Annotated in this window: 7 protein-coding genes; all 7 read left to right on the top strand. The window is 66.9% G+C overall.

The window, feature by feature from the left end; all coding sequences use genetic code 11:
• The first annotated feature begins 10 nt into the window (after window positions 1-10).
• The 7 genes from glnE (at window position 11) to LPA35_RS12380 (ending at window position 11,699) form a co-directional block, all read left to right on the top strand.
• Entirely contained in the window at window positions 11-2,758 is a 2,748-nt protein-coding gene (gene glnE / locus LPA35_RS12350) for a bifunctional [glutamate--ammonia ligase]-adenylyl-L-tyrosine phosphorylase/[glutamate--ammonia-ligase] adenylyltransferase (protein WP_228897176.1), read from the top strand.
• A gap of 105 nt (window positions 2,759-2,863) precedes the next feature.
• The gene (locus LPA35_RS12355) at window positions 2,864-3,592 is read left to right on the top strand and encodes a TetR/AcrR family transcriptional regulator (protein ID WP_176887534.1); all 729 of its coding nucleotides are present in this window, start codon (window positions 2,864-2,866) and stop codon (window positions 3,590-3,592) included.
• Complete coding sequence (locus LPA35_RS12360; RefSeq protein ID WP_228897177.1) at window positions 3,589-4,974, top strand: efflux transporter outer membrane subunit; 1,386 nt, start codon at window positions 3,589-3,591, stop codon at window positions 4,972-4,974. Before LPA35_RS12355 ends, LPA35_RS12360 begins: the two co-directional genes overlap by 4 nt.
• A gap of 192 nt (window positions 4,975-5,166) precedes the next feature.
• Window positions 5,167-6,372 carry an efflux RND transporter periplasmic adaptor subunit gene (locus LPA35_RS12365; RefSeq protein ID WP_228897178.1) on the top strand — a complete coding sequence of 402 codons (1,206 nt, stop codon included), beginning with the start codon at window positions 5,167-5,169 and terminating at the stop codon, window positions 6,370-6,372.
• A 12-nt stretch (window positions 6,373-6,384) separates the two neighbouring features.
• Window positions 6,385-9,492 (top strand): efflux RND transporter permease subunit, encoded by a 3,108-nt coding sequence (locus LPA35_RS12370; RefSeq protein WP_228897179.1) that lies wholly within the window; start codon window positions 6,385-6,387, stop codon window positions 9,490-9,492.
• Window positions 9,493-9,584: 92 nt separating this feature from the next.
• On the top strand, window positions 9,585-10,790 hold the full coding sequence (locus tag LPA35_RS12375) for an HD-GYP domain-containing protein (RefSeq protein WP_228897180.1): 1,206 nt from the start codon (window positions 9,585-9,587) through the stop codon (window positions 10,788-10,790).
• A gap of 315 nt (window positions 10,791-11,105) precedes the next feature.
• Window positions 11,106-11,699 (top strand): glutathione peroxidase, encoded by a 594-nt coding sequence (locus LPA35_RS12380; protein ID WP_228897181.1) that lies wholly within the window; start codon window positions 11,106-11,108, stop codon window positions 11,697-11,699.
• Window positions 11,700-11,751 lie beyond the last annotated feature (52 nt).

Genomic DNA, 11,751 nt, shown 5'->3' on the forward strand with positions numbered 1-11,751 from the left:
TGCGGCTGCCATGTCGATCCCGTATCCTGAATCCCCCTGCAATCCCTCCGCGACCTTTGTTCACGGGGCCGCGCACTCGCGTTTCTATCAGCGCCTGCATCGCCGCTACGAGGCTGACCTGCTGCTCCTGCCGCCCGGTGTTCCCCGGTGGCCCAGCATGGAGCAGGCCTACGACGCGCTGCGCGCACGCGGTTGTGACACGGGCACCGCGCTCCGGGTGCTGCGCCAGCTGGTCATGGAGCGGCTGATCCAGATGGACTGCGAGACGCAGGCTCCGCTGGCGGACATTACCAGCGCGGTCACCGAGCTGGCCGAGCTGGCGCTGGACAGGGCCAGCCAACACGCCCGCCAGGAGCTGGACGAGCGCCACGGCGCGCCGCGCGGGCCGGACGGCCAGCCCGTGCAGCTGTGGATCATCGGCATGGGCAAGCTCGGTGCCCGGGAACTGAACGTCTCCAGCGACATCGACCTGATCTACGTGTACGAGCACGATGGCGAAACGGCGGGCACGGCTGATGGCCGGGGGCGCATCTCGAACCACGAATACTTTGCACGTGCGGTCAAGGCCATCTACAGCCTGGTGGGCGACACCACCGAACACGGATTTGTGTTCCGCGTGGACCTGGCGCTGCGCCCCAATGGCAACTCTGGCCCGCCTTCGGTCTCGTTGTCGGCGCTGGAGGAATACCTGCAGCTGCATGGGCGCGAGTGGGAGCGTTTTGCCTGGCTCAAGAGCCGCGTGGTGGCACCGCGTGATTGCATTGCCAGCCCTGAGGTTCAGGCGCTGCGCGGTGTGGTGCTGCCCTTTGTGTTCCGCCGCTACCTGGACTACAGCGTGTTCGATGCGCTGCGGGTGCTGCACCGCCAGATCCGGGACCATGCCGCCAAGCGCAGCGCGGGCCACCCGGAGCGCGCCAACGACGTCAAGCTCTCGCGCGGCGGCATTCGTGAGATCGAGTTCACGGTTCAGCTGCTGCAGGTGGTGCGGGGCGGCCAGTTCCCCGAGTTGCGCCGCCGCCCTACGCTTGATGCGCTCACCCGCCTGTCCCAGGCGGGGCTGATGCCGCAGGAAACGGCCGATGCGCTCGCGCGGGCCTACGTCTTCTTGCGCCGTGTGGAGCACCGCATCCAGTACCTGGATGACCAGCAGACCCATGTGCTGCCCACGCGCGATGACGATCTGGCGTGGATCGCGCACACCCTGGGGTATCCCGATTGCTGCGCCTTCCTGCACGAGCTGGACGCACACCGTGAACTGGTGGCCCAGGAATTCGACACCCTGCTGGGCGGGGCGGGCAAGAAGCAGTGCAATGGCGGAGGCTGTGGCGGCCCCCGCGCTGCGGCAGCAGCCCCCCCCGAATTCGACACGCTGCTGGAGCAGTTACCGCCCGGATTTCGCGAGCGCGTTGCCGAATGGCGCAACCACCCGCGCGTGGCGGGGCTGCGCGACGAAGCCCGTGCCCGCCTGTTCCGGCTGGTGCAACGCACCGCACAGTGGCTCAAGGAAGGCCGCGTCACCGAAGAGGCCGCCCTGCGCCTTGCCAACTGGCTGGAGCCGCTGCTGCGCCGCGAGAGCTATCTGGCGCTGCTGCTGGAGCGCCCCTCTGTGCACGAGCAATTGCTGCACCTCCTGGGTGCGGCCAAATGGCCCGCCCGCTACCTGCTGCAGCACCCCGGCGTCATCGATGAACTGGTGGGGGATTCGCTGCTCGCCGAACGTTTTGTGGTGGCCGACTTCGAGCGCGAACTGGCCGTGCGGCTCGCGTCGCTGCAGTCCACGGGCGAGGACGATGACGAAACCTTGCTCAACCTGCTGCGCCGTGCCCAGCACGCGGAAACCTTCCGCACCCTCGCGCGCGACGTGGAGCGGCGCATCACCGTCGAGCAGGTGGCGGATGACCTGTCCGCCCTGGCTGACAGCGTGCTGCGCATCACGGCCCAGTGGTGCTGGAGCCGGCTCAAGACGCGCCACCGCGAGAGCCCGCAATTCGCCATCATTGGCTACGGCAAGCTGGGCGGCAAGGAACTGGGCTACGGCAGTGACCTAGACATCGTCTTTGTGTTCGATGACGACGACGAACGCGCCCCCGAGGTCTACGCGGCCTTTGTGCGCAAGCTCATCAACTGGCTCACCGTGAAGACGGGCGAGGGCGATCTGTACGAGATCGACACTGCGTTGCGGCCCAATGGCAGCTCAGGTCTGCTGGTCACGAGCTTCGAGGCCTACGCCAACTACCAGCAGCGCCGGGGCAGCAACACCGCGTGGACCTGGGAGCACCAGGCCATGACACGCGCGCGTTTTGTGATGGGCAGCGAGGCCTTGCAGGCGCGCTTCGATGCCGTGCGCGAGGCTGTCATCACCTCCGAACGCGACGCTGCCGCCCTGCGTGAGGAGATCGTGGCCATGCGCGAGCGTGTGCGCGCAGCGCACCCCACGCGCGACGGGCAGTTCGATGTGAAACACAGTCCGGGCGGCATGGTGGATGCGGAGTTTGCCGTTCAATACCTGGTGCTCTCGCAGTCTGCAAACCACCCGGAGCTGGTGGGCAATGTGGGCAACATCGCGCTGCTGCAGCGCGCCGAGCAGGTGCGGCTGTTGCCCCCTGGCGTGGGTGTGGCGGCTGCGGATGCGTACCGCGAACTGCGGCGCGTGCAACACGTGGCGCGCCTGGACGAGGCGCCCACCCAGGTTGCCCCCCCCGCACTGCAGGCCGAGCGCGATGCGGTGCTGGCCCTGTGGAGGTCCGTGTTCGGTTGAGTCGCACCAAGGTGTGACGTTTTGTTGCATTTTTGCGGGCTGAATTTTCCGCGTGGCATCGCTAATTCAAACGGTTGTTTGAATTCTGGTGTGTAATCCGGTGCCATGAGTTTCGGCGCCCATTTCATTCCCGCAGCCCAGCGCACCGCCCGCAGTGATGGAGAAGACACGCGCGTGCGCCTGCTGCGCGCCGCGCTGCAGCTGTTTTCCGAGCGGGGCTTTGCACAGACCTCGGTGCGTGCCATTGCCGAAGCCGCCGGCACCAACGTGGCAGCGATCGCCTACCATTTTGGCGACAAGGCGCGCCTCTACACAGCCACGTTCTACGAGCCCTTCGGCAGCGGCAGCGACCTCATCCCGGTGTTTGCCGACCCTGCGCTGACCTTGCAGCAGGCGCTGGCCGCCTACTTCGGTGGCTTTCTGGAGCCGCTCAAGCACGATGACCTTGTGACCCAGTCGCTGCGCTTGCACGTGCGCGAGCTGCTGGACCCTACCCATGTGTGGCCCGAGCTCATCGAGCGCGAGTGCCGGGCACCCCATCTGGCGCTGGTCCAAGTGCTGTGCCGCCACATGGGCGTGGCCGCAGCGGACGACGACATGCACCGCCTCGCCTTCTCGCTGGCCGGGCTGGTTATGCAGATGTGGACCCAGCGCGACCCGCTGCAGGCTATTGCACCGCAGCTGGCGGGGTCTGGGGCTGTGGACGAATGGGTGGACCGGCTGACCGGTTACGCCCTGAGCATGGTGCAGGGCGAGATCGCCAGGCGGCAGGCCGTACAACAGCCCGCGCGCCGCAGTACTTCACGGAATTCGCACAAGGAATCCAACGCATGACTTTGAGCAAGACCCGATTCTTCTGGGCCACCTGCCTGCCCCTGGCCCTGGGCGCCTGTGCCATCACAGCGCCCCCCGCCCAAGTGCCCACCACTCCGCCTGTGGCGTGGCAGGCGCCCTTGCCGCACCAGGGCTCGCTGGGGGATCTGACCCGATGGTGGACGCAGCTGGGCGACCCGCTGCTCGTGGAGTTGATCGACGCGGCCCAGGCCGTCAGCCCCGGTGTGGCGCAGGCCCAATCCCGCATTGCGCAGGCCCGGGCCACGCAGGTGGCCAGCCGCGCCGCCCTGCTGCCGTCGCTCGATGCGCAGGCCAGCGCCAGCCGGGGTTTCAACGAACAGCTTGCAGGCATCGCGACCACGGCGCAGGCCGGGCTGCAGGCGAGCTGGGAGATTGACCTTTTTGGTGCGAACCGCGCGACCAAGACCGCTGCCGATGAGCGGCTGGCGGGCGCACAGGCGCTGTGGCACGAGGCGCGCGTGAGCGTGGCCGCCGAGGTGGCGCAGCAGACGAGCAGCCTGCGCACCTGCCTGGAGCAGCTGCGCGTGGCCGAGCGCGATGCGCAGTCGCGTGGCGAAACCTCGCGCCTGTCAGGTCTTAGCGAACGCGCCGGCTTCACGGCGCCCGCCACGGCTGCCCTGGCCCGTGCCAGTGCCGCCGAAGCGCAGGCGCGTGCATCGCAGCAGCGCATGCAGTGCGATGTGGAGGTCAAGACCCTGGTGGCACTGACCGGGTGGGAGGAGCCGGCGCTGCGTTCGCGCCTGTCCACGCCTGCCGCCACAGCCCCCGACACCCTGTTCGCCGTCGCCACGCTACCCGCCCAGGTGCTGGCCCAGCGCCCTGATGTGTACAACGCCGAGCGCGAAGTCGCCGCTGCCAGTGCCGAAGTGGGCAGCGCCCAGGCCCAGCGTTACCCGCGCCTGTCTCTCAGCGGCTCGGTGGGCACGGCGTGGGTGCGCAGCGGTGGCGTGACCACCGACCTGAACACCTGGACCATCGGCCCGCTGGCGCTCAGCGTGCCGCTGTTCGATGGTGGCCGGCGCGGCGCGCAGGTGGACGCGGCGCAGGCGCGCTATGACGAAGCCGCCGCGCTCTACCGCGCCAAGGTGCGCCAGGCCGTGAGCGAGGTCGAACAGGCGCTGGTGCGGCTGCAGAGCACGGCCGAGCGCAGCACCAGCGCGCGAACTGCGGCTGCGGGCTATCGCACATCTTTTGATGCCACCGAAGCGCGCTGGCGCGGCGGCCTGGCGAGTCTGGTGGAGCTGGAAGACGCGCGGCGCACGTCCTTGGCGGCCGAGAACGCGCTGATCGCGCTGCAGCATGAACGCCAGGCCGCCTGGGTTGCGCTGTACCGCGCCGCTGGCGGTGGATGGAAGCTATGAGACACCCCCCTGAGGCGCTTTGCGCCTTCCCCCCGCTCTCGCATTGCTGCGCAACGCGGGCAGGGGGACGCAGCCCTCGCTGCGGGGCGGCCCTTGCTTGGCTGCCCTCGTCTGCGCATCGCCAGTTTCGAGCGCACTGGGCCACGCCCAACACCATGCACAGCTGATATGAATTCTCCAGGACAGATGCACATGCAACACTCCTCTTTCTTCTTCAAGTTTTCCCCCACCGCCTTCGCCGTGATCACTGCCTGCGTGCTGGCCACGGGCGGTGCGCTGGTTTTCTCTGGCGCATCGCGCGCCGCCGATGAGCCCAAGGCCAGCCAGCCCCGCCCCGCGCTTACCGTGAGCACGGCCCAACCCCAGCGCACCTCGGTGCCCCTGCGCCTGGCGGCCAACGGCAATGTGGCCGCCTGGCAAGAGGCCAGCATTGGCGCCGAGAGCAACGGTCTGCGCCTGACCGACGTGCGTGTGAATGTGGGCGACGTGGTCAAGGCCGGCCAGGTGCTGGCAACTTTCTCTGCCGAAACCGTACAGGCCGATGTGGCCCAGGTCCGCGCCAGCCTGCTCGAAGCCCAGGCCAATGCGGCCGAAGCCGCTGCCAATGCCGACCGGGCCCGCTCGCTGCAGGCCACGGGCGCCTTGAGCCAGCAGCAGATCCAGCAGTACACCACGGCCGAGAAGACCGCGCAGGCTCGCGTGGAGGCGGCCAAGGCCACGCTGAACGCACAGCAGTTGCGTCTGAAGTACACCCAGGTGGTGGCGCCCGACAGCGGCGTGATCTCGGCCCGCACCGCCACCGTGGGCGCGGTGGTGGGCGCGGGCACCGAGCTGTTCCGCATGGTGCGCAAGGGGCGCCTCGAATGGCGCGCCGAAGTCACGTCCACCGAGCTGCGCCGCATTGCGCCCGGTGCCAAGGTCAGCGTGACGGCGGCCAGCGGCGCGACGGCGGAGGGTACGGTGCGCATGATTGCGCCGACGGTGGACCCGCAGACGCGTAATGCGCTGGTGTACGTTGATCTACCCCTGAACACAGACTTCCGTGCGGGCATGTTCGCGCGCGGCGAGTTCGCGCTGGGCGCCAGCGATGCACTCACCGTGCCACAAGAGGCGCTGGTGGTGCGCGACGGCTTCTCGTACGTGTTTGTGGTGGGTGCCGAGCAGCGTGTGCAAATGCGCAAGGTGCAGACGGGCCGCCGCGTGGCTGACCGGGTCGAGGTGCTCTCGGGTCTGGACGCGAATGCCTCGGTAGCGGTGCGTGGCGCTGGCTTCCTGAACGACGGTGACCTGGTGCGGGTGGTGAGCACGCCGCCCGCCAGCAGCACCTCACAAGCTCCGGATTTCAATAAAAAAATGGCTCTAGCGCTTACCAATAAAGCGCAAGCAGCTATCAATTGAGGAGCATTCGACATGAATGTATCCACCTGGTCGATCAAGAACCCCATACCGGCGCTGATGCTGTTTGTGCTGCTGACCTTCGGCGGCCTGCTGTCGTTCAACGCCATGAAGGTACAGAACTTTCCGGACATTGACCTGCCCACGATCTCCGTGACCGTGGCGCTGCCCGGCGCCTCGCCCGCGCAGCTCGAAAACGATGTGGCGCGCAAGATTGAAAACAGCATCGCCACGCTGCAAGACCTGAAGCACATCTACACCAAGGTGCAGGACGGTGGCGCCACCATCACGGCCGAGTTCCGCCTGGAAAAGCCCACGCAGGAAGCGCTGGACGACGTGCGCTCTGCCGTGGCCCGCGTGCGCGGTGACCTGCCTGGCGACGTGCGCGACCCCATCGTGACCAAGATGGACCTGGCCGCGCAGCCGGTGCTGGCGTTCACCATCGCCTCCACCCGTATGGACGACGAGGCGCTGTCCTGGTTTGTGGACGATGCCGTGGCCAAGAAGCTGCTCACGGTGCGGGGTGTGGGCGCGGTCAATCGCGTGGGCGGTGTGCAGCGTGAGGTGCATGTGTTGCTGGACCCGGTCAAGCTGCAGGCGTTGAACGCCACGGCGGCCGATGTCTCGCGCCAGCTGCGGCTGGTGCAGACCGAAAGTGCCGGTGGCCGCACCGACCTGGGCGGCAGCGAACAGCCTGTACGCACCCTGGCCACGGTGCAGTCGGCGCAGGAGCTCGCAGGGCTCACGCTGGCACTGTCAGACGGCCGCCATGTGCGGCTCGATCAGGTGGCCACGGTGACAGACACGATTGCAGAGCCGCGCGCCCTGGCCCTGCTCAACGGCAAGCCCGTGGTGGGCTTCGAGGTTGCGCGCAGCAAGGGCGCGAGCGAGGTGGAAGTCGGCTCTGCGGTGCAGGCGGCCCTCAAGGAAATTCGCGCTCAGCACCCCGATCTGGAGATCACCGAAGCTTTCAACTTTGTGCAGCCTGTGCAGGAGGAGTACGACGGCTCCATGCACCTGCTGTACGAAGGCGCGTTGCTGGCCGTGCTGGTGGTGTGGCTCTTTTTGCGCGACTGGCGCGCCACGTTCGTGTCGGCTGTGGCACTGCCGCTGTCGGTGATCCCGGCGTTCATCGGCATGCACTGGCTGGGCTTCTCGATCAACGTGATCACGCTGCTGGCGCTGTCGCTGGTGGTGGGCATTTTGGTGGATGACGCCATCGTGGAAGTGGAGAACATCGTGCGCCACCTGCGCATGGGCAAGACGCCCTACCAGGCGGCCATGGAGGCGGCCGACGAAATTGGCCTGGCCGTGGTGGCCACCACGTTCACACTGATTGCGGTGTTTTTGCCCACCGCGTTCATGAGCGGCATTGCGGGCAAGTTCTTCAAGCAGTTCGGCTGGACGGCGTCGCTGGCGGTCTTTGCCAGCCTGGTGGTGGCGCGGGTGCTGACACCCATGATGGCGGCCTACATCCTCAAACCCATCGTGGACACGCACAAGGACCCGCGCTGGATGACGGTGTACCTGCGCTGGGCGGCTTGGTGCATCAAACACCGCTGGATGACCTTCATTGCCACGGCAGCGTTTTTCATCGGTTCTCTGGCGCTGATCCCGCTGCTGCCCACGGGCTTCATTCCGGCCGATGACAACTCGCAGACCCAGGTCTACCTGGAGCTGCCACCTGGCGCCACGCTGGCCCAGACCCGCGCCGTGGCCGAGGATGCGCGCCAGCGCATCGCCAAGGTGGACCATGTGCAAAGCGTGTACACCACCATCGGTGGGGGCTCGGCCGGTGGCGATCCGTTCATGGGCAGCGCCAATGCCGAAACGCGCAAGGCCACGCTCACCATCTTGCTGGCCGAGCGCGGCGACCGGCCGCGCAAGCAGGGCATCGAGAACCAGATCCGTGCAGCGCTGGAGACGCTGCCGGGCGTGCGCAGCAAGGTGGGCCTGGGGGGCTCTGGCGAGAAGTACGTGCTGGTGCTCTCGGGCGACGACCCGCAGGCGCTGACCTCGGCCGCGCTGGCGGTCGAGAAGGACCTGCGCACCATCCCGGGCCTGGGCAGCATCTCTTCCACCGCCAGCCTGGTGCGCTCCGAGATCGCGGTGCGCCCGGACTTTGCGCGCGCCGCCGACCTGGGGGTGACCAGCAGCGCCATTGCCGAAACGCTGCGCATTGCGACCGTGGGCGACTACGACGTGTCGCTGCCCAAGCTCAACCTGGCCTCGCGCCAGGTGCCGATCGTGGTCAAGCTGCAGGATGACGCGCGCAAGGACCTGTCGCTGCTGGAGCGCCTGTCGGTGCCGGGCAGCAAAGGCCCGGTGATGCTGGGCCAGGTGGCCACGCTGGAGTTCAGCGGCGGACCGGCCGTGGTGGACCGGTATGACCGCGCGCGCAATGTCAACTTTGAGATCGAGTTGTCAGGCCAGCCGCTGGGCGACGTGACGAAGGCGGTCGAAGCGCTGCCCTCCATCCAGAACTTGCCGCCGGGCGTGCGCCAGATCACCATTGGCGATGCCGAGATGATGGGCGAGCTGTTCGCGAGCTTCGGCCTGGCCATGCTGACCGGGGTGTTGTGCATCTACATCGTGCTGGTGCTGCTGTTCAAGGACTTCCTCCACCCGGTGACCATCCTGGCGGCGCTGCCGCTGTCGCTGGGCGGGGCGTTCGTGGGCCTGCTGATCGCGCAGAAGAGCTTCTCGATGCCCTCGCTCATCGGGCTGATCATGCTCATGGGCATTGCCACCAAGAACTCCATCCTGCTGGTGGAATACGCCATCCTGGCGCGGCGCGAGCATGGCATGACGCGCTTTGAGGCACTGATCGACGCTTGCCACAAGCGCGCACGGCCCATCATCATGACCACGCTGGCCATGGGTGCGGGGATGATGCCGATTGCGCTGGGCATTGGTGCGGCGGATGCCAGCTTCCGCTCGCCCATGGCGGTGGCGGTGATTGGCGGGCTGATCACATCCACGCTGCTGAGCCTGCTGGTCATCCCCGCCGTGTTCACGGGGGTGGATGATCTGGGGCAGTGGTTTGGTCGCATGCTGCGGCGCTTGCGGGGTGCCCACCCGGTGCCCGCCCCAGAGGCGCCCGCTACACCCCCAGCGGGATGATGGAGACCGGTGGTTGCTTGAAAAAGCAGGCAATCCCCGGGGTTGCCCCGGCTTAGCCGGGCGTGTGGCCGTTAGATAATGTAACGACCACCATGAACCTCGTCAGCCTGAACATCGAATCCATCCAGCTGGGCCACCCTTTGCCGTTTGTGCTGCGGGGTGCTGATGGCGTGTTGCTGGCGCAAAAAGGCTATGTCATCCGTACTCGGGAAGAGCTGGCCAAGATGGTGGGCCGGGGGCGGCAGCTGTGTGTGGATACCGATGAGTCCGGTGACAGCCACCGGGCCTACCTCGCGCAATTGCAGCGCATGCTGATCGCCGACACCAACCTGGGCGAAATTGCCGCGATGAAGATGACGGCGGCCGACGACGCAGGAGGGCGGGGCCGCGCTGGCAAGACGCTGCCTGACTGGCCCGAACTGCAGTTGCGTGCCACACAGTTGCTGCGTGCACCTTCGCCCGCTGATTTTGGCGGGCGCTTCCAGACGCTGCACGACGAGCTGGCCCGCCACTGCGAGCAGACGCCCGACGCGACGCTGCTGGGCCTGATTTACCTGTCTGCGCAGGAAACGCGCATGTACAGCGCCACGCATTCGATGCTGGTGTGCTGTGTGTGCATGGTGGTGGCGCGCGAGATGCTGCGCTGGCCCGCCTCCCGCGTGCAGCAGCTGGGCCACGCCGCGCTCTCCATGAACATAGCCATGTCCGAGCTGCAGGACCAGCTGGCCCAGCAGACCCATCCGCTCACCGCCCAGCAGATTGCGGCGGTCGAGAGCCACGCGGAGCGTTCTGAGGCGCTGCTGCGCACGCTCGGCGTGGCCGACCCGGTGTGGCTGGAGGCGGTGCGCTGCCACCACCACCGCACCCCCGGCCCGCTGGCCAAGAAGACGGAACCCCAGCAAATGGCCCGCCTGCTGCAGCGTGCCGACATTTTTGGCGCCCGCATGGCACCTCGCGCGGCCCGGTTGCCCATGCCCGTCACGGCGGCCATGCAGGCCAGCTACTACGACGAAGAGCACCAGGTGGACGAGGCTGGTGCCGCGCTCGTCAAGACCCTGGGTGTATACCCGCCCGGGGCCTTCGTGCGGCTGGCCAGCCAGGAGGTGGGCGTGGTCGTTCGCCGGGGCACCACGGCCACCACGCCCAAGGTGGCGGTGGTGACCAACCGTGACGGCATGCCCACGGGCGAGCCCATTCCGCGTGACACCGGCATGCCCCCCTGGAAGGTCACGGGCGTGGTGGCTTTCAAGGACGTGAGAGTCAAGCTCTCGCTGGACCGCCTGCTCAACCTGGTCTGACCCCGCGCCGGGCGCATCCCCCCCCTGCAGCGGGTGGGCTGGCACAGGCCCACGCCACCCAACGGCGCCCAGCGCCACTGGCGGGCAGCTTGTGTCCGGAATTTTCCCTCTCTTGCCACCACGACGGCAAACCTTCAGCCGTGCGACACCTGTCGCCCCGTTCCCGAGCGCGCCCGCAATACCCATTTCTTTTTGCAGGACTTTGAATCCGAGCGGTTCGCATCCTCGTAAACCAATCAGTCCAAATAAAAACTCATGTGGACAAAAAATGATGGAATGGTTAAATTGCCCATACCCACTGCGATCCCAAGTCCTATGAACACCTCTAACAGACGCTTTCTTTCGGCCGCCAGCCTTCTGCTGCTGGTCGCGGTGGCGGTCGGCTATGCCCCCCCGGTCCGCGCGGCGGGTTCCGAAAGCTGCCCGGCCACGCTGCAGCACACGTTTGCGAGGTTGCAGGACGAAAAGCCTCAGTCGCTGTGCCAGTACAGCGGCAAAGTGGTGCTGGTGGTGAACACGGCCAGCTTCTGTGGCTTTACGGGCCAGTACAAGGGGTTGGAGGAGCTGTACGCCCGCTACAAAGACAAGGGCCTGGTGGTGCTGGGCTTCCCGTCCAACGACTTTGCCCAGGAAAAAGGCAGCAACAAGGAGATTGCTGACTTCTGCGAAAACACCTTTGGCGTGAAATTTCCGATGTTTGCCAAGAGCAGCGTGAAGGGCCCCGAGGCTTCGCCGCTGTTCCAGCAACTGGCGCAGCTGTCGGGCACAGCGCCGCGCTGGAACTTCCACAAATACCTGCTGGGCCGCGACGGCAAGCTGGTGGACAGCTACTCCAGCCTGACCGCCCCAGACAACAAAGGCCTGGTGCGGGCCATCGAACAACAGCTGAACCAGCCTGTGCCCCGGTGACCGCCATGACTTCTTTACATTTCTTGAAAAAAAATACAGTGAGCCTCTGGAA

This window comes from Acidovorax sp. Leaf73 (assembly GCF_916855635.1).
GTDB classification, from domain to species: domain Bacteria; phylum Pseudomonadota; class Gammaproteobacteria; order Burkholderiales; family Burkholderiaceae_C; genus Acidovorax; species Acidovorax facilis.